This is a genomic window from Streptomyces rubiginosohelvolus (assembly GCF_014649875.1).
GTDB lineage: Bacteria > Actinomycetota > Actinomycetes > Streptomycetales > Streptomycetaceae > Streptomyces > Streptomyces rubiginosohelvolus.
In genome coordinates this window covers 463,959-488,126 of sequence record NZ_BMTW01000003.1, presented here as the reverse complement: position 1 = coordinate 488,126, position 24,168 = coordinate 463,959, and the positions used below count along the sequence as shown (strand labels likewise).

At 72.3% G+C, this 24,168-nt stretch carries 16 protein-coding genes; 8 read left to right on the top strand and 8 right to left on the bottom strand.

Annotated features, from left to right (window positions below):
- Positions 1 to 88 precede the first annotated feature (88 nt).
- Positions 89 to 1,159 carry a mechanosensitive ion channel family protein gene (locus IE134_RS12010; RefSeq protein ID WP_030721251.1) on the bottom strand — a complete coding sequence of 357 codons (1,071 nt, stop codon included), beginning with the start codon at positions 1,157 to 1,159 and terminating at the stop codon, positions 89 to 91.
- A 314-nt stretch (positions 1,160 to 1,473) separates the two neighbouring features.
- On the opposite strand from IE134_RS12010, the gene IE134_RS12005 reads away from it, so the two are divergent.
- Positions 1,474 to 2,010: an HNH endonuclease gene (locus tag IE134_RS12005; protein ID WP_006124472.1), complete on the top strand. Its 537-nt coding sequence runs from the start codon at positions 1,474 to 1,476 to the stop codon at positions 2,008 to 2,010.
- A gap of 74 nt (positions 2,011 to 2,084) precedes the next feature.
- Here IE134_RS12005 and IE134_RS12000 read toward each other — a convergent pair whose 3' ends face one another.
- Positions 2,085 to 5,084, bottom strand: coding sequence for a glycoside hydrolase family 84 protein (locus IE134_RS12000; protein WP_189430417.1), 3,000 nt, complete (start codon positions 5,082 to 5,084; stop codon positions 2,085 to 2,087).
- A gap of 307 nt (positions 5,085 to 5,391) precedes the next feature.
- Between IE134_RS12000 and IE134_RS11995 the strand changes: the two genes are divergently transcribed.
- The 5 genes from IE134_RS11995 (at position 5,392) to alc (ending at position 10,503) form a co-directional block, all read left to right on the top strand.
- On the top strand, positions 5,392 to 5,703 hold the full coding sequence (locus IE134_RS11995) for a hypothetical protein (protein ID WP_030721246.1): 312 nt from the start codon (positions 5,392 to 5,394) through the stop codon (positions 5,701 to 5,703).
- Positions 5,704 to 8,001, top strand: coding sequence for a 4-alpha-glucanotransferase (malQ, locus tag IE134_RS11990; protein ID WP_189430416.1), 2,298 nt, complete (start codon positions 5,704 to 5,706; stop codon positions 7,999 to 8,001).
- Between the two features lie 20 nt (positions 8,002 to 8,021).
- Positions 8,022 to 8,252, top strand: coding sequence for a hypothetical protein (locus tag IE134_RS11985; RefSeq protein ID WP_006124466.1), 231 nt, complete (start codon positions 8,022 to 8,024; stop codon positions 8,250 to 8,252).
- 122 nt (positions 8,253 to 8,374) lie between these two features.
- The gene (locus IE134_RS11980; protein ID WP_189430414.1) at positions 8,375 to 9,283 is read left to right on the top strand and encodes a LysR family transcriptional regulator; all 909 of its coding nucleotides are present in this window, start codon (positions 8,375 to 8,377) and stop codon (positions 9,281 to 9,283) included.
- 65 nt (positions 9,284 to 9,348) lie between these two features.
- Positions 9,349 to 10,503: an allantoicase gene (gene alc, locus IE134_RS11975; RefSeq protein ID WP_189430412.1), complete on the top strand. Its 1,155-nt coding sequence runs from the start codon at positions 9,349 to 9,351 to the stop codon at positions 10,501 to 10,503.
- Between the two features lie 92 nt (positions 10,504 to 10,595).
- Here alc and IE134_RS11970 read toward each other — a convergent pair whose 3' ends face one another.
- Positions 10,596 to 11,141, bottom strand: coding sequence for a hypothetical protein (locus tag IE134_RS11970; protein WP_098016773.1), 546 nt, complete (start codon positions 11,139 to 11,141; stop codon positions 10,596 to 10,598).
- 143 nt (positions 11,142 to 11,284) lie between these two features.
- On the bottom strand, positions 11,285 to 13,867 hold the full coding sequence (gene pepN / locus IE134_RS11965; RefSeq protein WP_189430410.1) for an aminopeptidase N: 2,583 nt from the start codon (positions 13,865 to 13,867) through the stop codon (positions 11,285 to 11,287).
- Positions 13,868 to 13,992: 125 nt separating this feature from the next.
- Here pepN (IE134_RS11965) and IE134_RS11960 point away from each other — a divergent pair, with 125 nt between their 5' ends.
- A complete protein-coding gene (locus tag IE134_RS11960) occupies positions 13,993 to 14,493 on the top strand; it encodes a DUF1203 domain-containing protein (protein ID WP_030721230.1) in 501 nt (166 codons plus the stop codon).
- A gap of 74 nt (positions 14,494 to 14,567) precedes the next feature.
- Here the strand turns inward: IE134_RS11960 and IE134_RS11955 are convergent, their stop codons facing one another.
- The 4 genes from IE134_RS11955 to pepN (IE134_RS11940) all read right to left on the bottom strand — a co-directional run bounded on the left by IE134_RS11955 (position 14,568) and on the right by pepN (IE134_RS11940) (position 23,322).
- Positions 14,568 to 15,596, bottom strand: coding sequence for an aspartate-semialdehyde dehydrogenase (locus tag IE134_RS11955; protein ID WP_030721227.1), 1,029 nt, complete (start codon positions 15,594 to 15,596; stop codon positions 14,568 to 14,570).
- A gap of 255 nt (positions 15,597 to 15,851) precedes the next feature.
- Positions 15,852 to 19,160 (bottom strand): S8 family serine peptidase, encoded by a 3,309-nt coding sequence (locus IE134_RS11950; RefSeq protein ID WP_189430408.1) that lies wholly within the window; start codon positions 19,158 to 19,160, stop codon positions 15,852 to 15,854.
- Positions 19,161 to 19,429: 269 nt separating this feature from the next.
- On the bottom strand, positions 19,430 to 20,506 hold the full coding sequence (locus tag IE134_RS11945) for a hypothetical protein (RefSeq protein ID WP_189430407.1): 1,077 nt from the start codon (positions 20,504 to 20,506) through the stop codon (positions 19,430 to 19,432).
- A gap of 224 nt (positions 20,507 to 20,730) precedes the next feature.
- Positions 20,731 to 23,322 (bottom strand): aminopeptidase N, encoded by a 2,592-nt coding sequence (gene pepN, locus IE134_RS11940; protein ID WP_189430405.1) that lies wholly within the window; start codon positions 23,320 to 23,322, stop codon positions 20,731 to 20,733.
- A 178-nt stretch (positions 23,323 to 23,500) separates the two neighbouring features.
- Between pepN (IE134_RS11940) and IE134_RS11935 the strand changes: the two genes are divergently transcribed.
- On the top strand, positions 23,501 to 24,151 hold the full coding sequence (locus IE134_RS11935) for a mycothiol-dependent nitroreductase Rv2466c family protein (RefSeq protein ID WP_010062997.1): 651 nt from the start codon (positions 23,501 to 23,503) through the stop codon (positions 24,149 to 24,151).
- The last annotated feature ends 17 nt before the right edge of the window (positions 24,152 to 24,168 follow it).

The window sequence follows — 24,168 nt, the reverse complement described above, 5'->3', positions numbered from 1 at the left end:
GGCAATCAAAGTGTTACCTGGGACGCGGACGCCCCCGGCCGCTGTCCTGGGATCCAGGAGCGGCCGGGGGCGTCGGCGGAAAGGCTGCCTACTGCTTGTTGAGGTTCGTCGGCGGCGGTATCGGGGTGGTCGCCATCGACTGCGGGGAGGTCGCCGACGCGTACGCGGAGGGGGCCGCCATCGCCGCCGTCGGGTCCGCCGAGGACTCGCCGTCGGCCTGGAGCGGCAGCACGCCGATCATGCGGATGCCCGCGTCCTCCAGCGCCTGCTTGATGCGCCAGCGCAGCTCGCGCTCCACCCCGAGCGACTTGCCCGGCATCGTCTTCGCGGTCACCCGGACCGTCATCGAGTCCAGCAGCACCGCGTCCAGGCCGAGCACCTCGACCGGGCCCCACAGCCGCTCCGCCCAGGGCTCTTCCTTGGTCATCGTCTCGGCCGCCGCGGTGATCGCCTTACGGACCTGCTCCAGGTCCTCGGTCGGGCGCACCGTGACATCGACCCCTGCCGTGGACCAGCCCTGGCTGAGGTTGCCGATCCGCTTCACCTCGCCGTTGCGGACGTACCAGATCTCGCCGTTGTCGCCGCGCAGCTTGGTGACGCGCAGCCCCACCTCGATGACCTCGCCGGAGGCGACGCCCGCGTCGATCGTGTCGCCGACCCCGTACTGGTCCTCCAGGATCATGAAGACGCCGGAGAGGAAGTCGGTGACCAGGTTGCGGGCGCCGAAGCCGAGCGCCACACCCGCGACACCGGCGGATGCCAGGAGTGGCGCCAGGTTGATCTTGAAGGCGCCCAGGATCATCAGGGCGGCCGTGCCCATGATCAGGAACGAGGCCACCGAGCGCAGCACCGAGCCGATCGCCTCCGAGCGCTGGCGCCTGCGCTCGGCGTTCACCAGCAGCCCGCCCAGCGCGGTGCCCTGCACCGCCTGGGCGCTGCGGTTCATCCGGTCTATGAGGTTGGTCAGGGCGCGCCGGATCAGATAACGCAGCGTGATCGCCACGGCGACGATCAGCAGGATGCGCAACCCGGTGCTCAGCCAGGTGGACCAGTTCTCCTCGACCCAGCCCGCGGCGTTCCCGGCCCGTTCGGCGGCTTCGTCCAGCGAGCCACCCGGCCCGGGAGACGGGGCTGCGGCCAAGAGGACGGACAGGGACACGGCAGAGACCTCCAGGGGGACGACGGCTGGTCAACAACACTAACGAAGCCGGGGGAGTGGATCGTTGCCGTCGCGGGAGGAGAGACAGGTCTCACCGGGAACACCTGTGCTGTGGCCGATCGCACAGCGCGGACGGCCGCCCTGGTGAGGCACCTGTTCGACCCCGCTGAACGGTGCGCGGGGCCCGGGGTGAGAAAAATCCTCCCGGCCCGTTACCCGTACGTGGTGGCGCTTTGACCAGGCATGAGGAGAGACTGAGATCGGATCGTCCCGGCGCGAGCCACGCGCCGCCGGCGTACAAGGAGGCATCCACCGTGCCGCACGTCCTGGTTCTCAACGCGTCGTACGAGCCGCTCGGCGTCGTACCGCTCCGCCGCGCGCTCGTCCTCGTCCTCGAGAACAAGGCCATCTGTCTTGAGGAGTCCGGCGCCTTTCTGCACAGTGCCACCCGTGCCGTGCCCGCACCCAGTGTGGTCCGGCTCAAGCGCTTCGTCCGGGTGCCCTACCGGGGCCCCGTCCCCCTGACGCGGCGGGCGCTGTTCGCCCGGGACGGCGGGCGCTGCATGTACTGCGGGGCCGCCGCCACCAGCGTCGACCACGTCATCCCGCGCAGCCGCGGCGGGCAGCACGCCTGGGACAACGTCGTGGCGGCCTGCCGTCGCTGCAACCATGTGAAGGCCGACCGCCACCTCCCCGAGCTGGGCTGGCGGCTGCGCCATCAGCCCGCCCCGCCGACCGGCCTGGCCTGGCGGATCATCGGGACCGGCCACCGCGACCCGCGCTGGCTGCCGTATTTGCAACCGTTCGGCGCGGACGACGTGATGGCCCGGATCGACGGCGTGTCCGCCTGAGTCCGGGCCTTCGTCGTCCTCGGTCGTCCTTCGGCTCCCTCGTACGGCTCAGTCGTCGGTCGTTCCCGTACGGCTCAGTCGTCCGCGACCGCGTACGCCTCCACCGACCAGAGCGAGTAGCCGTACTGCGTGGCCCGGCCCTCGCCCTGCACCCGGATGAACCGGGTGTCCTTCGCGTCCATCCGGACCGACTCGCGCCCGCCCCGGCCCTCCGTCACGGTCGCGGCGGTGCGCCAGACGCGGCCGTCGGCGGAGACCTGTACGCGGTAGCGGGAGGCGTACGCGTCCTGCCAGCTCAGCACCACCTGGCCCAGCCGTACCGGCTTCTCCAGCTCGGTCTGCCACCAGGCGCCGTCCTCCACGGGTGAGGACCACCGGGTCTCCGGATCGCCGTCCGTGGCCGCGGACGCGGGGAAGTCCGGGGTCTCGTCGCCGGACGAGGAGGCCTTCGCCGTACGCGCCAGATCCGGGCCGCCCGTACGCGGGAAGGCCCGCACGGTCAGCGTGGACTCCTGGCCGCCGAAGGTCAGCGGCACCTCGTACTCGCCCGCCGGGGTGTCCTTCGGGACGGTGATGTCCACGGGCACCTCCGTACGCGATCCGCGCGGCACGGTCGTCTGCTTCGGGACCCGCACCTCGATGCCCTTGGGGGCCTTCGCGGTGAGCTTGCCCTTGACCTCGACCGGACGACGGCCCGCCAGCCGCGCCGCGACCCGCTGGGGCTCGCCGCCGATCTCCGCGTCGGTCTCGCCGTGCTTCAGGTCGAGCGTGGCCGCGGGCTCGTCACCGAACCACGGCACCAGGGCCCGCACCTGCGGGGTCCCCGCCACGACGGCGGGTGCGGCGGGGAGCGTCGGGCTGAGATAGGGCGGCCGGGCGGTCCGGGCCGCCTCCGGCACGGTGACCCGCACGGCGTCGGCGCGCAGCCCCTTCGCGGCGGTCTGGGTGAAGCCGCTCGGCGACAGCCGCCCGAGCGGCCGCCACCCCTCACCGGGCACATGGGCCTCCACGACCGCGTCGGCGAGGGCGTGCCCGGGCTCGGCGAGCGCCGTGACGGCCTCCACCGGGCGGGGCGCGTCCAGCCGGACCGTATAGCTGCGGGCGTCCTTGGTGACCCGGCCCGAGGCGCGGTCGGTGCCGTTCCACCCGGCGGCCACCTTCACCGCCTTGTCCAGGAACGGGTCCAGCACCCCCTTGCCGACCGTGGCCCGGCTCGCCCCGATCTCCTCGCGCAGCGGCTCCAGCGCCAGCTGGATGCGCCAGGCGGCGGCCCCGTCCCCGGCGGCCTGGGCCTGGAGCAGGTCCACCGCCAGCTCACCGGCCCGGCCGTAGCGGGCCAGCTGCTCGGTCCAGGGGCGCACCTCGTCGGTCAGCCGGCCCTCGGCGGGGGTCTTCAGCCGTTCGGGGGCCTGCCGCATCACGGAGAACGCCGCCCGCAGCCCGTCCGCCGCCCGGTCGCGGCGGGAGGCGTCGGCGCGGGTGCTCCAGAAGGCGTCGAACAGGGGCTGGAGGTAGGCGGACTCCTCCGCGCCGAGCACCGAGCCCGCGCTGTTCCCGGCCAGGGCCAGCAGCGCGTCCCGGGCGGCCGCGTCCCCGTCCGCCAGATCGTCGATCGCCGCCCGCCAGGACGCGGCGGGGTCGTACCCCTTCGGGTTCCAGGCGAAGTCGGCGGCGGTGAACAGCGGGATCCGGGAGGCGGACGGCTGTTCCATGGCGTTGGCCAGCAGCGCCGCCGAACCGCTCGCCACCGCCGGGTCCCGGCCGGTGTACGGGCCGAGGAAGATGCGGTCCTGGGCGTAGTCGTTGACCGGGTAGTTGTCCATCGTCACCAGCGGGTGGCGGAACGCGGCGCGGGCCCCGGCCAGTTCACCGCCGGTGATCTTCTTCGGGACCACCCCGACACCCGTCCAGGCCACCTGCACCCGGTCGTCCAGCTCGGCCGCCAGCGCGGTGCGGTAGTCGGTGGCGCCGTCCTGGTAGAACTCCGTCGGCAGGACGGACAGCGGGGCCGCGTCCGGGTGCCGTTCCGCCAGGTGCCGGGCGAGAGCGCCCGCCACCCGGGCCTGGGCGCGGGCCGCCGCCTTCGGACCGCTGCCGAAGGTCTCGGCGTCCAAGTCGCAGTGCCACTCGCTGTAGCTGACGTCCTGGAACTGGAGCTGGAAGACCCGGACGCCCAGCGCCCACATCGCGTCGACCTTCTTGGTCAGCGCCCTGACGTCCTGGTCCGATGCCATGCACATGGCCTGACCGGGCGAGACGGCCCAGCCGAGCGTGACGTGCTCGGCGCGGGCCCGCTCGGCCAGCGCCCGGAAGTCGGCCCGCTTGTCCGCGGGGTAGGGCTCGCGCCAGCGCGCCAGCCGGTAGGGGTCGTCGCCCGCCGCGTAGAGATAGCGGTTCTGCTTCGTGCGGCCCATGAAGGAGATCTGGGCGAGCCGCTCCTCGCGGGTCCACGGCTGTCCGTAGAACCCCTCGGCCATGCCGCGTACGGCGGTTCCCGGCCAGTCCCGGACGGTCACCCCGGCCACCGATCCGCCGACGACCAGTTGGCGCAGGGTCTGGACGCCGTGGAACAGGCCGTCCCCGCTGAGCCCTTCCAGCGCGACGGTGGGCCGTCCGGCGGCTTCGCCGACCGCGAGCCGGTAGCCGCCCGACGGCAGATCGGCCCGGCCGGGGGCGCGCAGCGCCCGCAGCGCCTCGCCCGCGCCTGTGCCGCCGAGCCGGATCACGGGGCCGCGGCCCGGCAGGCTCTCGTGCAGGGTCCGGACGCCCGCCGAGCGCAGCAGCGAGCGCGTCTGCTCGACGGCGTACGGATCGGCGTCCGGCGCGGCGACGAGCGTGGCCTCGGAGCCGAGCGGCACGGCGGACCCGGTGGTCCTCATGCTCTGCGGGCGGGGCCACACGGACGGTGTCCGGGCGCTGTCGGCACGGTCGGAGGTGCCGGATACGGGCCTGCCGGGATCGCTGGGGGCGGCAGGCGCGGCCACCGCCGACGGAGCGACGGAGACGGATCCGAGGAGTCCGCCGATCACGGCGGCCGCCACGGCCGTCGCCTGCCTTCTGCGCCCGATCCGCACGTCGCGTCCCCTTCCGTACGTCCCCACTGCCCCTGGCGGGCTCCGAGCCCACCACCCGGGCGCAAGGGTGTCAATGTGCTTGGCCGTTCTGCCGGAATTGCCGGAAATCGCGACACCTCGGACCCTGTGGGGCCGGCGTGACGGACGGGAGTGGCTGAAAACGGCCCATACCTGCCGTACGGGGGAACGGAATGTGACCCAGGGCATGTTGGGGTCGTTGTCATAACGCCTGCATCACATCCACGTCTGCCGGAGCGAGGCCTGGGTAGGTCTGCTGTGTCCTGTTCTCCACGGCCAGGAGGCCACCATGCCCGCAGCTGCGCAGCTTCTGCTCTCCGCCCTCTCCAAACAGGTACCCGCCCAGTCCGAATCCTCGCCGCTGACCAGCGAGCTTCCCCTCGCCGATGTCGCCCACCTGATCAGCGGGCCGCCGCTCGCCGATGTCTCCCTGCTGCTCGGTGAATCCTCGTTCGCCGATTCCGCGCCGCTGACCAGCGAGCCGCCGCTCGCCGATGCCACCCCTCTCACGAGCGAGCCGCCGCTCGCCGCCGTCGCCCCACTGACCAGCGAGCCGACCGCACCCGGCACCGCGGGGGGCATGGAGTTCCCAGGAGTCTGAATGGGCTTGTCCCGGCTCGCCGCACTGCACGGTGTCGCCACCTCCTACTCCCCGTCGCCGGATGTCACGGTGTCCGTCCCCGACGACACGGTCATCGCCGTGCTCGCCGCGCTGGGCGTCGACGCCGGCACTCCGGCGGACGTACGGAAGTGCCTCGCCGCCGCGGAGTCCCGCTCGCGCCTGCTGCCGCCGACCGTGGTGGTCTGGGCCGGCGAGCCCCTGCCGCCCGCTCTGGCCGGCCTGCCCCCCGGCTCGACCGTCACGGTCGAGCCGGAGCCGTCCGATCTCCCGGGACACCCCGCCGGCCGCCCGCCCGCTCCGCTGAGCATGCGGGCCCGGGCGGCGGCCCCGGCCGAGCCGGTGGCGTCGGGTGAGCCCGCTTCGGAGGCCGTTCCGGCTCCGGAGGCCGCTCCCGCTCCGGGTGCGGCCCCCGTGGGCGCCATGACGCCTCCCGGCGACGAGACCGCCGCCGCCCCGGCCACCGGGGGCTCCGCCCCCGCCCCGGCCACCGGGGGCTCCGCCCCCGCCTGGTGGATTCCGCCGCCCCACGGTGTCCACCGCATCCACGTCCGTACGCCGGACAACCGCCGGGCCACCGCCACCCTCGTCGCCGCCCCGCCCCGCCTGCCGCAGCCGCCCGAGGGCACCCACGGCTTCCTGGTGCAGCTCTACTCCCTGCTCTCCGCCCGCTCCTGGGGCATGGGCGACCTCGGCGACCTGGCCGACCTCGCCGCCTGGGCCGGGCGCAGCGTCGGCTCCGGGTTCGTGCAGGTCAACCCGTTGCACGCGGCCGTTCCCGGGAAGCCCACCGACCCCTCCCCGTACCGCCCCTCCTCGCGCCGCTTCCCCGACCCGGTGCACCTGCACGTCGAGTCGATCCCCGAATACGGGCACGTCCGCGACCGGGCCGCCCTGGACGACCTCCGGCAGGACGCCGCAGCCCTCAGCGAGGCCGTGCTGAACAAGGGCGCCCTGATCGACCGGGACGCCGTCTGGGAGCTGAAGCGCCAGGCCCTGGAGCTGGTCGCCCAGGTGCCCCTCACCCCCGGCCGCCGCGCCGACTACTGCGACTTCCTGGCCGAGCAGGGGCAGGCGCTGGAGGACCACGCCCTGTGGTGCGCGCTCGCCGAGGTGCACGGCCCCGACTGGCACACCTGGCCCCAGGCGCTGCGCGCCCCCCGCTCGCCGGGGACCGCCCGCGCCCGCTCCGAACTGCTCGACCGGGTCGACTTCCACTGCCGCCTCGCCTGGCTGACCGCAGGCCAGCTCGCCGCCGCCCAGCGGGCCGCCGAGGACGCCGGGATGGGCGTCGGCATCGTCCACGACCTCGCCGTCGGTGTGCATCCGGCCGGCGCCGACACCTGGTCCCAGCAGGAGGCCTTCGCCCACGGCATGTCCGTCGGCGCGCCGCCCGACGCGTTCAACGCGCGCGGCCAGGACTGGGGCCTGCCGCCCTGGCGCCCCGACGTCCTCGCCGCCACCGGTTACGCCGCCTACCGGGGCCTGCTGCGCGGCCTGCTGGCCCACGCCGGGGCCCTGCGCATCGACCACGTCATGGGCCTCTTCCGGCTCTGGTGGGTCCCCGAGGGCCGCCCGCCCACCGACGGCACGTACGTCGCCTACGACGCCGAGGCGATGCTCGCCGTCCTCGTCCTGGAGGCCCACCGGGCCGGGACCTCCGTCGTCGGCGAGGACCTCGGCACCGTCGCCCCCGGGGTCCGCGAGGCGCTCGCCCGGCGCGGGGTGCTCGGCACCTCGGTGCTCTGGTTCGAGCGCGACTGGGAAGGGGGCGGCCGGCCGCTCGCCCCGGAGGAGTGGCGCCGGGACTGCCTGGCCACCGCCACCACCCACGATCTGCCGTCCACCGCCGCCCGGCTGACCGGCGATCATGTGACGCTGCGCCACCGCCTCGGCCTGCTCACCCGGTCGCTGGAGGAGGAGCTGACCGCCGACCTCACCGACACCGCCGAGTGGCTCGCCCTCCTCGCCCGGCTGCGGATGCTCCCCGAGGGCGACGGCGACGAGGAGGCCGCCGTCCGGGCCGTCCACCGCTTCCTGCGCCGCACCCCCGCCCGGATGACCGGCGTCTGGCTCCCCGACACCGTGGGCGACCGCCGCCCGCAGAACCTTCCGGGCACCTGGGACCAGTATCCCAACTGGCGGCTCCCGATCGCCGACCCCGAGGGCCATCCGGTCACCCTGGAGGAGATCACCGCCTCGCCCCGGCTGCACGGGCTGATGGAGGTCCTCAGGCCCCGAAAGCCTCATACGGCACCCCCGGGCGAGCGCCGTCCTTAGGCGTTCGCTACGTTTGCACCGTGGACAAGAAGAACGCTATGCGCGCCGGCGTCGTTGCGGCCGGGACGACGCTGATGATGCTGCTCATGTCGGCCCCGGCGCTCGCGCTCACGCCCGACGACGGTGACGACCCGGCTCCGCGCCTGAGCGCGATCGAGACCATCGGTCTCTACGTGGTCGCGCCCATCGCCCTGTTCGTGGTGATCACGGCCCTGGTGATGGTCCTGGACAAGTCCAAGAAGCAGGTCTGACCCGCACGCGTACGCACGCGCGTGAAGGGTGCGCCGCCGGTAGGAGCTACCGCGCGGCGCATCCGTGCGTCCGGCCCCGGACGGGCCCGCCGGGAAGTGCGCCCGCCCGGTAGGTTGCGCCCATGACCGAGTGGGACGTCAAGAAGCTCCGCATCCTGCGCACCCTGCGCGACCGGGGCACGGTCACGGCGACCGCCGAGGCGCTCCTGATGACCCCCTCCGCGGTCTCCCAGCAGCTCACCAATCTGGCCAAGCAGCTCGGGGTGGACCTCCTGGAGGCCCAGGGCCGCCGGGTCCGGCTCACCGACGCCGCCCATCTCGTCCTGCGCCACGCCGAGGCCGTCTTCGCCCAGCTGGAGCGGGCCGAGGCCGAACTGACCGGCTATCTGCGCGGCGAGGCCGGAGAGGTCAGGGTCGCCGCGTTCTCCACCGCCGTGCCCGCCCTCGTCGTCCCCGCAGTCCGGCTGCTGCGCGCCGGGGACCGCCCGGGACCCGACGTACGCGTCCGGGAGGCCGAGGCCGCCCAGGCGTACGAGCTGCTCACCGCGGGCGAGGTGGACCTGGCCCTCTCGCTGGCCGCCCACGCGCCGACCGCCCGCGACCCCCGCTTCAGCCTCTTCCCGCTGCTCGCCGACCCGCTCGACGTGGCGCTCCCCGCCGGCCACCCGCTGGCCGACGCGCCCGGACTGCGCCTCGCGGACCTGGCCGCCGACCGCTGGATCTTCGGCGGCTCCGGGCCCTGGTCCGAGATCACCACCGCCGCCTGCGAGGCGGCCGGCTTCGTCCCCGAGCAGGCCCACAGCGCCGCCGGCTGGACCGCGATCCTCGCACTGGTCGAAGCGGGCATGGGCGTGGCCCTGGTCCCCCGGATGGCCGCCCGGGAGCGCCGTGAGGACGTGGTGATGCGGGTGCTGGAGGCGGACCGGCCGCGCCGCCATGTGGTGGCGGCGGTCCGCCACGGGGCGGAGAGCGGACCGGCGGTGGCCCGGGTCCTCGCGGCGCTCACCGAGAGCGCCCGATCTTTCAGCTGAACTGAACAATATCTGCGAAAACTTTCGATGGACCTGATGGGTCCGGTGGCGTCAAGGTAAGAGACATGACCTTCGACGCGAGCGAGACCACATTCCAGAACTCCGACACCGACCCCCACGCCAATGACGCCGCGCCCTACGGCGGCGGCGACCCGTACGCCGACTACCGCGAGGCCGGCGACCTCCCCTTCACCGAGCTGGTCGACCTCGCCGACCGCCGCCTCGGCGCGGGCGTGATCGCCGCCAACGACGAGTTCTTCGCCGAGCGCGAGAACCTCCTGATCCGCGAGCGCGCCGTCTTCGACCCCGAGCGCTTCGGGCACAAGGGCAAGATCATGGACGGCTGGGAGACCCGCCGCCGCCGCGGCGCCGACGCCGGCCACCCCTTCCCGGCCCCCGAGGACCACGACTGGGCGATCGTCCGCCTCGGCGCGCCCGGCATCATCCGCGGCCTGGTCGTGGACACCGCCCACTTCCGCGGCAACTACCCGCAGCGCGTATCCGTGCAGGCCACCTCCGTCGAGGGCGCCCCGGGCCCCGAGCAACTGCTCGCCGACGACGTGAAGTGGGAGGAGATCCTCCCGCCCACCCCCGTACGCGGCCACGCGGCCAACGCCTTCGAGATCACGAGCGGCCGCCGCTACACCCACATCCGCCTCTGCCAGCACCCCGACGGCGGCATCGCCCGCCTCCGCGTGCACGGCGAGGTCGTCCCGGACCCGGCCTGGCTCGCCGCGCTCGGCACCGTCGACCTGATCTCCGTACTCAACGGCGGTACGTACGAGGACGCCTCCGACCGCTTCTACTCCTCGCCCACCCAGATCATCCTGCCGGGCACCTCCCGCAAGATGGACGACGGCTGGGAGAACCGCCGCCGCCGGGTCCGCGACACCAACGACTGGGTGCGCTTCCGCCTCCCCGCCCAGGGCGCGGTCCGCGCGATCGAGATCGACACCGCCTACCTCAAGGGCAACTCCGCCGGCTGGATCGCCCTCCAGGGCCGTAACGGCGACACCGGCGAGTGGTTCGAGATCCTCCCGCGCACCCGCCTCCAGCCCGACACCCTGCACCGCTTCGTGCTGCGCGCCCAGGCCGTCGTCACCCACGTCCGCCTCGACGCCTTCCCCGACGGCGGCGTGGCCCGGATGCGGCTGCACGGCACCCTCACGGAGTCCGGCGCGGCCGAGCTGACCCGCCGCTACGAGGAGTCGGGCGCGTAACCCGCAAAGCCCTCCAGTCTCCGCCCGGCGGACGGTTGCGCATCAGCGCCCGCCCGCCGGGCGGTTTCCAACAGGCCCGGCGGCCCGGCGGCTCAGGCCGCGTACGCCGTGACGTACAGCGTCTTGGCCAGCACCCGCCAGGTCACCCAGGCGAACGCCCGGTTCACCCCGTTGCAGAAGGCCTCGCCCGTGCACTCGGTGGGCCGGTCCTGCCAGGCCCGGACCGTCATCGTGTGGAAGCCGAGGGTCCGCGAAAAGGCGAAGCGGATGTGCATACCCCGGCCCAGCTGGTGGCCCGGCAGCGTGTTGATCTGGAAGAAGTCGTCCCCGATGTACTCGACCTCGACCGGGTTGCCGCCCAGCAGCTCGCAGCGCGCCCCGGCCCGGATCCGCCCCGCACAGCCACCGCTGACCGGGAACAGCCAGAAGTGGTCGGTCAGCTGCCGCCGTACGGCGTCCGGCTCGCTGAACGGATGCAGCCCCAGGGTGTAGCCGTACGTGTAGAGGTCGTAGCAGCCCGCCGGACCGGCCCGGCAGTCGGCGGCGGGAGACGCGGCGGCGGGCGCGGGGGAGGGGCTGCCCGTCATCAGCCCCGCGCACAGGGCCAGCGCGACCGGCACGGCGGCGAAGCCGGGCATCCGAACCCTCCCGTGGCCTGCCTCCGAGGACTGCGACGACCCTTCGGACCGTAGGCCACGGGAGACCCGCCCGCGCGCGGGCGTACGCCGAAGGGGCGCCCCCTCCGCCGCGGCGGAGAGGACGCCCCCTCGGGACGTGCGGGTCAGGCCGTGGCCGCCGCGGCGTCCGCCGCCTGGGCCTTCAGGGCGCGCTCCACACCGGACCGCGACTCCGACATCAGCCGGCGCAGGGCCGCGCTCGGCTCGGCCGAGGCCAGCCACGCGTCGGTGGCGTCCAGCGTCTCCTGCGAGACCTGGAGGGCCGGGTAGAGGCCCACGATGATCTGCTGGGCCATCTCGTGGCTGCGGGAGCCCGAGACGTCCTTCACCGAGGCGAAGTACTTCTCCGAGTACGGGGCCAGCAGCTCACGCTGGTCCGGCTGGACGAAGCCGCTGATGACCGCTTCCTGGAGCGAGTTGGGCAGCTCGCCGGACTCGACGACCTCGGCCCACGCCTGGGCCTTGGCCTCCTCGGACGGCTGGGCCGCCCGCGCGGAGGCCGCGTGGCGCTCGCCCGCGGCGGTCTTGTCCCGCTCGTACTCGGCGGCGATCTCCTCCTCGTCCAGCAGCCCGGCGGCCGCCAGCCGCTGCACGAACGCCCACCGCAGCTCGGTGTCGACGGCCAGGCCCTCGATCGACTCGGTGCCGTCCAGCAGCGACTGGAGCAGGTCCAGCTGCTGCGGGTTGCGGGCCGTGGCCGCGAAGGCGCGGGCCCACGCCAGCTGGTGGTCGCTGCCCGGCTCCGCCGCCTGCAGGTGCGCCAGCGTCGCTTCCGTCCACTGGTTGAGCGCGGCCTGACGGGTCTCCGGGGCCGCGTACAGGTCGAGCGCCAGCTTCACCTGGCGGTGCAGCGACTGGACGACGCCGATGTCCGACTCCTTGCCGATGCCCGAGAGCACCAGCGAGAGGTAGTCGCGGGTCGCCAGTTCGCCGTCACGCGTCATGTCCCACGCCGAGGCCCAGCTCAGGGCGCGCGGCAGCGACTCGGCGAAGTCACCCAGGTGCTCGGTGACGACCCGCAGCGACTCGGCGTCCAGGCGGACCTTCGCGTACGACAGGTCGTCGTCGTTGAGCAGGACGACCGCAGGACGGGCCTTGCCCACCAGGGCGGGCACGTCGGTGCGCTCGCCGTCGACGTCCAGCTCGATCCGCTCGGTGCGCACGAGCTTGCCGTCGGCGGCATCGTCGATGGAGTAGCAGCCGATGGCGATCCGGTGCGGGCGCAGCGTCGGCTCGCCCTTGGCGCCGGCGGGCAGCGCCGGGGCCTCCTGGAGCACGGTGAACGAGGTGACGCGACCGTCGGCGTCGGTCTCGATCTCCGGGCGCAGGATGTTGATCCCGGCCGTCTCCAGCCACGCCTTCGACCAGGTCTTCAGGTCGCGGCCCGAGGTCTTCTCCAGCGCGCCCAGCAGGTCGGAGAGGCGGGTGTTGCCGAAGGCGTGCGCCTTGAAGTACGCCTGCACGCCCTGGAAGAACGCGTCCTTGCCGACGTACGCCACGAGCTGCTTGAGCACCGAGGCGCCCTTGGCGTACGTGATCCCGTCGAAGTTGACGAGGACGTCGTCCAGGTCGCTGATGTCCGCCATGATCGGGTGCGTGGAGGGCAGCTGGTCCTGCCGGTACGCCCAGGTCTTCATGGAGTTGGCGAACGTCGTCCAGGAGTGCGGCCACTTCGAGCCCGCCGCGTCCGCCTGGCAGGCGATCGAGGTGTAGGTGGCGAACGACTCGTTCAGCCAGAGGTCGTTCCACCACTCCATCGTCACGAGGTCGCCGAACCACATGTGGGCCAGCTCGTGCAGGATGGTCTCGGCCCGCACCTCGTACGCCGCGTCCGTCACCTTGGAGCGGAAGACGTACTGGTCGCGGATGGTGACCGCGCCAGCGTTCTCCATGGCGCCCGCGTTGAACTCCGGGACGAAGAGCTGGTCGTACTTGGCGAACGGGTACGCGTAGTCGAACTTCTCCTGGAACCACTCGAAGCCCTGCCGGGTCACGGCGAAGATGTCGTCCGCGTCCAGGTACTCCGCCAGCGAGGGGCGGCAGTAGATGCCGAGCGGGACGGTCTGGCCGTCCTTCTCGTACGTGCTGTGCACCGCGTGGTACGGGCCGACGATGAGGGCCGTGATGTACGTGGAGATACGCGGCGTCGGCTCGAACGTCCAGACGTCGTCCTTGGGCTCCGGCGTCGGCGAGTTCGAGATGACCGTCCAGCCGGAGGGGGCCTTCACGGTGAACCGGAAGGTCGCCTTCAGGTCCGGCTGCTCGAACGAGGCGAAGACGCGGCGGGCGTCCGGGACCTCGAACTGCGTGTACAGGTAGGCCTGCTCGTCGACCGGGTCGACGAACCGGTGCAGGCCCTCACCGGTGTTGGTGTACGAGCAGTCGGCGACTACCTTCAGCTCGTTGGCGCCCTCGCGCAGCTCCGGCAGCGCGATCCGCGCGTCACGGAACACGGCGGCCACGTCCAGGTTCTTGCCGTTCAGCACCACGTCGTGGACGGCCGGGGCGACCAGGTCGATGAAGGTCTCCGCACCGGCCTCCGCGGAGTCGAAGCGCACGGTGGTCACGGACCGGTAGGTGCCGCCCTCCTGCGCTCCGGAGAGGTCGAGATCGATCTCGTACGCGTCCACGGTCAGCAGGCGCGCCCGCTCCTGTGCCTCTTCGCGGGTCAGATTCGTGCCAGGCACGCGGTCATCTCCTAGGTGTGCGACTTGATATGCGGCGTTTCCGGCCATCCTTCCACGTACCGTGCTCCCAGCGCGATGTCCGTTTTCCGCCGGACACGGACGGCTCCGGGGGACAGGCTCGAACCATGACCGGATACGAGCCCCGCCCCATCGATCCCGCCGCCCTCGGCGAACTCCGCGCCACCGACGACGCGGGCCGCCCCTGCCTGCCGTTCACCGCCGACGAGGGCGGCCACCCCCTGCGCTGCTGCCTGCGCGGCAGCGAGCCGGGTGAGCGCATCGCGCTCGTCTCCTACGCCCCGCTGCGCCGCTGGGCCGCCGCGACCGGGGCGAGTCCGGGGGCGTACGACGAGCAGGGCCCGGTCTTCATCCACGCCGAGGCGTGCGCGGGCCCGGACCCGGAGCGTGAGGGCTACCCGTTCTCGCGCCCCGGCGCCCTGCGTACGGTCCGCCGCTACGACGCACACGGCCGTATCGTCGGCGGCCGGCTGCTGGAGATCCCGGCCGAGGAGACGAAGGGGTTCGACGCGGCCCTGGACGAGGCGTTCGCCGACCCGGAGGTGGCGCTGGCGCAGGTGCGGGCCGTGGAGTACGGGTGCTTCCACTTCGAGGTGCGCAGGAACTGAACCGGCACGCGAAAGGGGCGGCCACCGGTGCACTCCGGTGGCCGCCCCTTCGGCGGTACGCGTGACGCCGGGCGTCAGCCCTTCAGCTCGGCCGCCACCAGCTCCGCGATCTGCACGGCGTTCAGCGCCGCGCCCTTGCGGAGGTTGTCGTTGGAGACGAACAGCGCGAGGCCGTTGTCCACCGTCTCGTCGACCCGGATGCGGCCGACGTAACTCGCGTCCTTGCCCGCCGCCTGGAGCGGGGTCGGGATCTCGGACAGCTCGACGCCCTCGGCGTCCTTGAGCAGGTCGTAAGCGCGCTCGACGCCGATCGGGCGGGCGAAGCGGGCGTTGATCTGGAGCGAGTGGCCGGAGAAGACCGGGACCCGGACGCAGGTGCCGGAGACCTTCAGCTCCGGGATCTCCAGGATCTTGCGGGACTCGTTGCGGAGCTTCTGCTCCTCGTCCGTCTCGAACGAGCCGTCGTCCACGATCGAGCCCGCCAGCGGCAGCACGTTGAAGGCGATCGGACGCTTGTAGACGCCGGGCTCGGGGAAGTCCACGGCCTCGCCGTCGTGGACCAGCTTCTCGGCGTCGGCGACGACCTTGGAGGCCTGGCCGTGCAGCTCGGAGACCCCGGCGAGCCCGGAGCCGGAGACGGCCTGGTAGGTGGCGACGGTCAGCGCTTCGAGGCCGGCCTCGTCGTGCAGCGGGCGCAGCACCGGCATCGCGGCCATCGTGGTGCAGTTCGGGTTGGCGATGATCCCCTTGGGGCGGACCTTCGCCGCGTGCGGGTTGACCTCGGAGACGACGAGGGGGACCTCGGGGTCCTTGCGCCAGGCGGAGGAGTTGTCGATCACCACGGCGCCCTGGGCGGCGACCTTCTCGGCCAGCGCCTTGGAGGTCGCGCCGCCGGCGGAGAACAGCACGATGTCCAGGCCGGTGTAGTCGGCCGTGGAGGCGTCCTCGACGGTGACGGGGGAGCCCTGGAAGTCGATCGTGGAGCCCGCGGACCGGGCGGAGGCGAACAGCCGCAGCTCGTCGACCGGGAAGGAGCGCTCGGCCAGGATCCTGAGCATGACTGTGCCGACCTGACCGGTGGCGCCGACGATTCCGACCTTCACGAGGACTCCTCTGTTCTGTACACCTGTGCGTCTGTGCGGTCCGTATGCCGCACCATGATGCGTATGTCCGGGCCCGGCTTGTCCAATCCATTGTCCGACCTGCGGACTCTTCCCGCGAGGGCCGCAGAATCTGCAACGTCCGTGCCCGCGTGGGGAAACATCTGCGGCGCCGTGCGCGGCCTGTGACGAGGAACACGCACAGCGGGGCGGGTGCTCGTGAGAGCGCCCGCCCCGCCGTCGTATCGCAGGGATCCGTTACGGCGTGACCTTCTCGATCACGACGCTGCCGGTGCCCGCGGCGGTGCCGCGCGCGTTGACCAGCTGGACCTCACCGAAGAACTGACGGCCCTCGGGAGCCGCCCCGGCGACCACGACCTCGGCGCCGACCTGGGCGGACGCGCCGTTGGCCAGGTTCACCGCCTTGGAGGAGTCGACCTTGATCGTGCCGAGCGACGCCGCGTAGTACACGTCGCGGTAGTCGTACGTGGTCGACCCGGCCGGGACCGAGTAACCGTCGACGACGACCGTGTACGTGCCCGCGGCGGGCTTCAGCAGGCTGACCGCCTCCTCGGAACCGGCGGTGGTGCCGCTGCCGACCTGCGTGGCGCCCCGGAAGACGTACAGGTCGAGGTCGGCGTTGGCGTCCGACGTACCGCCGATGGCGAAGTCGAGCTTCTCGACGCCCGCACCGATGGTCACCGTGGTCTCACGGGTCTGACCCGTGGAGATCGACGGCTTGTCCACCTTGGCCGAGCCCAGCGAACCGCCCTGGAGCTTGCCCTGGAGGGCGGCGGCGGTGTTGGTGACCTTCCAGTCCACCGCGGCCGGGGCACCGATCTTCGCCTCGGCGATGGTGCGCACCGCCGGGTCGAAGGTCACGCCGAGCAGCGAGACATCCAGCTTGTACGGGTTGTCCAGCAGCGGCGACGTACGGCGCGACTCGACCTCGATCTCCCAGACGCCGGGCTGCGGGTCCTTGTAGGAGCGCGCGTCCGGGCGGCAGGTGTTGGCCGGGTTCTCGTAGTTCGGGTAGCAGTTGACCGTGGAGGTCGGGTCGACCGGCGTCCCGTACGGGTGCAGGGCGATGAACCGGGTCTGGCTGCCCGAGCGCAGCGCGCTGAGGGCGACCTCAAGGGTCTTCGCGCCCTCCGGCACGTTGACGAAGTACGACGTCGTGCCGTTGCGCTGCACCGATCCGGACGCCTTGTAGGCGTAGCCGGGCTGCTGCAGCTCGTGGGCGATGACGACCGTGGTCATGATCTGGTGGTCGACGCCGGAGGTCTTCTTGTCGTCGACCTGGAGGATGGCGCTGCGCACCCCGGCGGTCTTGGCCTTGGCCCTGACCTTCAGCTTGACCGGCGTGTCGAGCGGCAGCGAGACGTACTCGGGGCTGCTGAGCTCGAAGGTGCCGTCGTTGTTCTTCCAGGTCAGCTTGTGCTGGACGTCGCGGTCCGGGCCCGTGGTGCGGGTGACGACGACGTCGTAGACCTTGGACTCGCCGACCTTCAGGCCGCCCTCGCGGTCGTAGAGGCCGGTGCCGAAGCCCGGGTCCTTGAGCGCGAAGTCGATCGCGGTGTCGACCGGGGCCTTCACCGAGAACTCGTGCGCGGGCTTGCCCTGCTTGGAGATCTGCTTCCAGGCCTTGACGATATCGATCAGACCGGAGCCCTGGACGTGCGCGGGCACGTCCGCGATGTGGCCCGCGGTGCTGGTCAGCGCCACGCGCAGGTCGGCCGGGGGAAGCTCGATGCCGGTCTGCTTCGCCTTCGACAGCAGCAGCGCGGCAGCGCCCGCGGCCTGCGGGGAGGCCATCGAGGTGCCCTGGAGCATGGAGTAGCCGGCCGGCAGGTCGTAACCCGCCTCCTTGACCGGACCGCCCGGCGCCCAGGTCTGGGTGGTGTTGATGGACGCACCCGGCGCCGAGATGATCGGCGTGAAGCCGCCGTCCTCACGCGGACCGCGCGAGGAGAAGGGCAGCATGTCGTACTTCTTGGTGACGTTGGAGCCGTAGTTGGCCGCCCACGTCTCCTTGGAGATCGACGCGCCGACCGAGATCACGTGGTCGGCGAGCGACGGGTCACCGATGGTGTTGAGCCCCGGGCCGCTGTTGCCGGCCGAGATGACCAGCTGCACGCCGTAGATGTCGACGAGCCGCTTGTACAGCTCGGCGCGCGCGTTGTTGCCGTCGTTCAGCGGCGGCAGGCCGCCGATCGACATGTTGACGATGTCGACACCGCGGTTGACGACGAGGTCGATCATGCCCTCGGTCAGCGCGATGTTGGTGCAGCCGCCCGACCAGGTGCAGGCGCGCGAGGAGACGATCTTGGCGCCGGGGGCGGCACCGTTCATCTCGCCGCCGAACAGCCCGTTGGCCGCGGTGATACCCGCGACGTGCGTGCCGTGCGAGCCCTCGATGACACCGATGTTGACGAAGTCGGCCTTGGCGCCGGCCGCGTTGTAGGTGACGCCCTTGCGGGTCTCGACGACGAACGGGATGCGCTCGACGACGGGGGTCCGCGGGTCGTCCTCACCGAAGTAGGAGACCTGGAACTTCTCCTTGTACGGCTTGAGAACCGTGTCGTCGGCGAAGTCCGCGTTGCTGTTCAGGTCGACCCGCGTGGTGCCGGTGACCGGGTCGTACAGCACGCCCCAGACGTCGGTGGTGTCACCGTCGCGGTTGAGGTCGCCCGCCATGTCGCCGCCGGTGGTGGCCGACTCGGCGAACGTGGCGAACTTGTAGCTGCCCGCGGGGGCCGCGTAGGTCTTGCCGCCGGACGTGAACGTCGGGCCGCTGACGGACTCGGTCATCCGCAGCCAGGTGCCGTCGCCGTCGCTCACCGGGTCGGTGGCGGTCACCCAGTCGACGATCTTGCGCTCGCCGGTGGTGGTCTTCTTGAGCGCCGGGTGACCGAGGTCGACGCCGGAGTCCAGGACGCCGATGGTGATCCCGCGGCCGTCGGCCTTCGGGTTCTTCGCGACGAAGTCGACCGCGCCCGTCTCGAACGACGGGTTGTACGGGTTCTTCGCCGGGGTCTTCTTGTTCGGCGCCGCGTAACTGCCCGTGGCCTTGGTCTGCTTGGCTCCGGCGGCCCGGTCGCCCTTGGGCGTCGGGTCGTCCAGCTTGATCTCCTGCTTGAGATCGATGCCGAGGACGGAGGAGAGCTTGGAGGCCGCCTTGATGGTGGACTCGGCGCTCCGCGTCGGGACCGTCGCCCGGACGTAGCCGAGCTTGTCGTAGGTCTGGCCGAGCACGGAGCCCTCGACGGCGTCGAGCTGCTTGCTGACCTGCTCGGTCGACCCGGGGGTGGTGGCGACCATCATGGTGATGTTCTTCTCGCCCTTGGCCTCGGCCTTCGCCAGCACATCGGCGTCGGCCTTGCCGAGCTTGTCGCCCCGGTCGCTGGTGGCGGCCGGTTTGACGGGTGCCGGTGCCGGGTCGTCGACTGCGAGCGCCGGTGCGGCGCCGGAGGCGGCCAGTGCGGCCGCCAGACCGGCAGCGGCCGCGATACGAGCCGCGCGTCTCGCCCCGGGTATGGAGCTGGGGGATTCCTTGGTCATCAGCATCCCTGTAATTGAAAGAGAGAGTCCGGAATTCGGTACCGGATGACCGCTCAGCCTGTCGTAAATGACAGGGGTTTGTGGAGAGTTGACGGAGACGAGTCAGGGACATGGCATAGATCCGCCACGGGGCGCGATATGCCACGAGGGAGGAATGAGGCCAAACGGTACGCCGGTGGCGCCTGATGACCCGTGTGGCCGGGCGGGTGGTCCGGACCAGCCCGACCGTGGTCCGGACCAGCGGTGCCGGTGATCCGGACCGGCTCAAGGCCCACTCACCGCGGCAGCACCATCACATACGCGGCCGGCTCCCGGTCCGCCGCCGCCATCAGCGCCGTCCGCACCACCGTCGCCTGCTGGTCCAGCGCCTCGCGCAGCTTCCTCGGCGTGAGGTGGACGACCGTGACCCCGAGCCGCTCCAGATGCTCCCGCTTCGCGGCGCACGCGGCCCACTGCGGGTCCTCCTGGGCCCGGCCGCCCCTCCGGCCGGACACGCCGTGCACGGCGTGCCGGGGCGCCCGGGAGTCCAGCTCCACCGCCACCGCGTGATCGGGCCAGTAGGCGTCGACCCCGCCGAGGCCCGGCCCGCCCGGCAGCCGCAGCTCCACGTTCCACACCGGCTCCGGCAGCCCGTACTCGCGCACCATCGCGTACAGCCGCGCCTCCGCCACCGCCCGCCCCTCGGCCAGCAGAGCGTCCACCGCACCCACCACGGCGGGCCGCCCCAGCAACTTCACCTCGCTCAACTCACGTACCACGGCAGCCGGTTCGCAGTGCCCGTCCCGTACCGCCTCGGTCAGCAGCCGCCGGACGTCCGCCGAGTCGGAGATGGCTGCCACCGCGTCCGCGAGCGCCCGCTCCACCGGGGCGACGGGCACCTCGCCCACCCGCACCGGGACCGGCATCGAGGCGGTCCGCAGCACCTCCACGAACCGGGTGGACCGCAGCCGCCGGGTGCGGGGGACCAGCACGTCGATCCGGTGCAGCGCGCCCAGTTCCCCGACCGAGGCGAAGCCGTGCAGCGCGAGCGCGGCGACCCCGGTGACCATCGCCTCCCCGTACCCCGCGTCCGACGGGCCCGCCGCACCGCGCCGCGCGGAGACCGGCGGGCGACCCGCGTACAGCAGCGCCCCGTGCAGCCGCTCCTGGCCGGTGGGCGGGCCCGGGTGCAGCAGGTAGACCCCCGGCAGCAGGTGCTGCCAGGGACCGCCCGGCAGGCACTGGGCCGATGTCTGCGCGGCGGACACGCCCCGCGTCCTCAACTGGGCGGCGGACAGGACACGCTGCGTCACATCATCGGAGTGAAGGGGGAGACGCGGGAGACGGGCGGAGAGCGGGGTGTTCTGGGTCATGTCCCGGGGTTTCCCGCCCGCGGAGGGGGCCCTAACCCCTGTTACACGCCCGTCGACATTCCCGGACAACGCCGTCCTAAAGTACGGACGTTCGACAACCGAAATGGGCCGTCGCGCCGGGAATTGGGGGAGGGGCGTCCCGGGCAGATGTACGAGCGCCACTTTCACGCCGCGCGCACGCCGTACCCGAGCGCCCCTCTCTCACTCCCGCACGCGCCCGTAACTCAGGCCGCCCGGTCGCACTCCTGCCCGCGCAGCGCCCGCGCGAGATCGTCGCGGGACTCCAGCACCAGCCGCCGCAGCGCCGGGGCCGCGTCCTCGTGCTCGGCGAGCCAGGCGTCGGTCGCCGCGAGGGTCGCGGGGCTGTCCTGCAGACCGGGGAACATCCCCCGCACCACATGCATGCCGATCTGGATGGACCGCTCCGCCCAGATCCGCTCGATCACCTCGAAGTAGCGCTTGGCGTACGGGGCGAGCAGCTCCCGCTGCGAGGACTGCTCGAAGCCCGCGATGGTCGCCTCGACCAGCGCGTTGGACAGCTTGTCCGACTCCACGACCGCCGCCCACGCCTGCGCCTTCACCGCCTCCGACGGCCGCGAGGCCAGGCACCGTACGTGGTGACGCTTGCCGGACGCCGTGTCGTCGCGGGCCAGTTCGGCGTCGATCGCCGCCTCGTTCGCCGCCCCGTGCGAGGCCAGCGGGGAGAGGAAGGCCCAGCGCAGCTCCTGCTCGACGTCGAGACCGTCGATGCGGGCCGTGCCGTCCAGCAGCCCGCCCAGCAGCCGGAAGTCGTCCTCGGACGAGGCGACCGCGGCGAAGAAGCGGGCCCAGGCCAGCTGGTGCTGGCTGCCCGGCTCGGCGGCCCGCAGCTCGCGCAGCGCACCCTCGGCCAGCGCCCGGCCGCCCTCCTCGCGCCAGTCGGGAGCCGCGTAGTTGACCAGCGCGGACTGCGCCCAGGCGTGCAGCATCTGGAGCACGCCGATGTCGCTCTCGCGCCCGGCGTGCGCCAGCACCAGCGCGACGAAGTCACGGGCCGGGAGAACGGCGTCCCGGGTCAGGCCCCACAGCGCCGACCAGCACAGGGCACGGGCCAGCGGGTCGGTGATCTCGCCCAGGTGCTCGCGGAGCGTGGCCAGCGAGCCCTCGTCGAAGCGGACCTTGCAGTACGTGAGGTCGTCGTCGTTGACCAGGATCAGATCGGGCCGCTCGGAACCGGCCAGCGCCTCCACCACGGTCCGCTCGCCGGCCACGTCCACCTCGGCGCGCGCGTACCGCGTCAGCTCGCCCTCGGGCGTACGCCGGTACAGGCCGACCGCGACGCGGTGCGGGCGCAGCTCGGGGTGCGAGGCGGCGGCCTCCTGGACGACGGCCAGCTCGGTGAGGACGCCCGCCGCGTCGTACGCGGGCACCGGGGTGAGCACGTTGACGCCCGCCGTCTGGAGCCAGGAGCGCGACCAGGCGGTCATGTCCCGCCCGGAGGTCTCGGCGAGCACGGACAACAGGTCCCCGAGGCGGGTGTTGCCGTACGCGTGGCTCTTGAAGTAGCGCCGCGCGCCCTCCAGGAACGCGTCCCGCCCCACGTACGCCACGAGCTGCTTGAGCACGGAGGCGCCCTTGGCGTACGTGATCCCGTCGAAGTTCAGCTTGGCGTCCTCCAGGTCACGGATGTCGGCCGTGATGGGGTGCGTGGAGGGCAGCTGGTCGGCGCGGTAGGCCCAGGCCTTGCGGTTGTTGGCGAAGGTGATCCAGCCGTTGGTGAAGCGGGTCGCCTCGACCATCGAGAAGGAGCCCATGAAGTCCGCGAAGGACTCCTTCAGCCACAGGTCGTCCCACCACTCCATGGTGACCAGGTCGCCGAACCACATGTGCGCCATCTCGTGCAGGATGACGTTGGCCCGCCGCTCGTAGGCCGCCGACGTGACCTTGCCGCGGTAGATGTACTCCTCGCGGAAGGTGACCATGCCCGGGTTCTCCATGGCCCCGAGGTTGTACTCGGGCACGAACGCCTGGTCGTACTTGCCGAAGGGGTACGGGTAGTCGAAGTGGTCGTGGAAGAAGTCCAGGCCCTGCTTGGTGATCAGGAAGACGTCGTCCGCGTCGAAGTGCTTGGCGAGCCCCTTGCGGCACATCGCGCCGAGCGGGATGTCCAGCGTGGTGCCGTCGGCGAACGTACAGCTGTAGTGGTCGCTCACGTAGTGGTACGGGCCGGCGACGACGGCGGTGATGTAGGTGGAGATGGGCTTGGTCTCGGCGAACCGCCACACCCCGCCCTCCCGCGACTCCTCGGCCCCGTTGGACCAGACCCGCCAGCCCTCGGGGGCGGTGACCTGGAAGCGGTAGGGGGCCTTCAGGTCGGGCTGTTCGAAGTTGGCGAAGACGCGGCGGGCGTCGGCCGGCTCGTACTGCGTGTAGAGGTAGACCTCGCCGTCCTCCGGGTCGACGAAGCGGTGCATGCCCTCGCCGGTCCGGCTGTACGCGCAGCGGGCGTCGACCACGAGGACGTTCTCGCCCTCCAGGAGCCCGTCCAGGGCCACCCGGGCCCCGTCGAACACGACCGCCGGGTCCAGGGCCTTCCCGTTCAGCGTCACGGCGTCCACACCCGGCGCGACCAGGTCGGCGAAGGTCGAGGCGCCGGCCCGGGCCGAGCGGAACCGGATCGTGGTGAGCGACCGGAACGTCAGCGGACCGCCGTCCCCGCCGGCCCCCTCGGGCTCCCCGACGGCGGACCGCAGGTCGAGGGCGACCTCGTATCCGTCGACGGTCAGCAGCTCGGCCCTCTTCTGGGCCTCGTCGCGGGACAGGTTTTCACCGGGCACGGGCACTCCTTCGTGACGCGCGTCTTGTGTCGTGTTCGAACCCATTGATCCTTGCATGCGTCCTCGCGCGTCGGCAGGCAGGGAATGGGTCGTCCCCGGGAGGCGTTCTCGTTCGAAGGTGAACGTGCCCTCCGTGCGTCACACCCTGCTGTGGAACACGCCCCTTCAGAGGAGAGACATGTCCGAGAACACCCCGGCGAACGGCAAGACCCCGGTCGACTTCTGGTTCGACCCGCTCTGCCCCTGGGCGTGGATGACCTCGCGCTGGATGCTGGAGGTGGAGAAGGTCCGCGACGTCGAGGTCCGCTGGCACGTGATGAGCCTCGCCGTCCTCAACGAGGACAAGCTGGACGAGCTGCCCGAGGAGTACCGGGACATGCTGGAGAACCAGGCTTGGGGCCCGGTCCGGGTCGTCATCGCCGCCCAGCAGCTCCACGGTGACGACGTCGTCGGCCCCCTCTACACCGCGCTGGGCACCCGCTTCCACAACAACGGCGAAGGCCCCACGCGCGAGGCCGTGGCCGCAGCCCTGAAGGACGTCGGCCTGCCCGAGGACCTCGCGGAGTACGCCGACAAGGACACGTACGACACCGAGCTGCGCGCCTCCCACCAGGAGGGCATCGACAAGGTCGGCCAGGAGGTCGGCACTCCGGTCATCGCGGTCCCCGGCGCGGACGGCGAGCAGGTCGCCTTCTTCGGCCCGGTCGTCACCCCGGCCCCCAAGGGCGAGGAGGCGGCGAAGCTCTGGGACGGCACGCTGCTGGTCGCGTCCATCCCCGGCTTCTACGAGATCAAGCGGACCCGGACGCAGGGGCCGGTCTTCGACTGACGCGGGCGGTGAACCCG

Bases quoted from the DNA above. Each gene is read 5' to 3' on its own strand.
- IE134_RS11970 (WP_098016773.1), bottom strand. From the start codon at position 11,141: ATGCCCGGCTTCGCCGCCGTGCCGGTCGCGCTGGCCCTGTGCGCGGGG.
- malQ (WP_189430416.1), top strand. From the start codon at position 5,704: ATGGGCTTGTCCCGGCTCGCCGCACTGCACGGTGTCGCCACCTCCTAC.
- alc (WP_189430412.1), top strand. From the start codon at position 9,349: ATGACCTTCGACGCGAGCGAGACCACATTCCAGAACTCCGACACCGAC.
- IE134_RS11960 (WP_030721230.1), top strand. From the start codon at position 13,993: ATGACCGGATACGAGCCCCGCCCCATCGATCCCGCCGCCCTCGGCGAA.
- IE134_RS11980 (WP_189430414.1), top strand. From the start codon at position 8,375: ATGACCGAGTGGGACGTCAAGAAGCTCCGCATCCTGCGCACCCTGCGC.
- IE134_RS11995 (WP_030721246.1), top strand. From the start codon at position 5,392: ATGCCCGCAGCTGCGCAGCTTCTGCTCTCCGCCCTCTCCAAACAGGTA.
- IE134_RS11935 (WP_010062997.1), top strand. From the start codon at position 23,501: ATGTCCGAGAACACCCCGGCGAACGGCAAGACCCCGGTCGACTTCTGG.
- IE134_RS11945 (WP_189430407.1), bottom strand. From the start codon at position 20,506: ATGACCCAGAACACCCCGCTCTCCGCCCGTCTCCCGCGTCTCCCCCTT.
- IE134_RS11950 (WP_189430408.1), bottom strand. From the start codon at position 19,160: ATGCTGATGACCAAGGAATCCCCCAGCTCCATACCCGGGGCGAGACGC.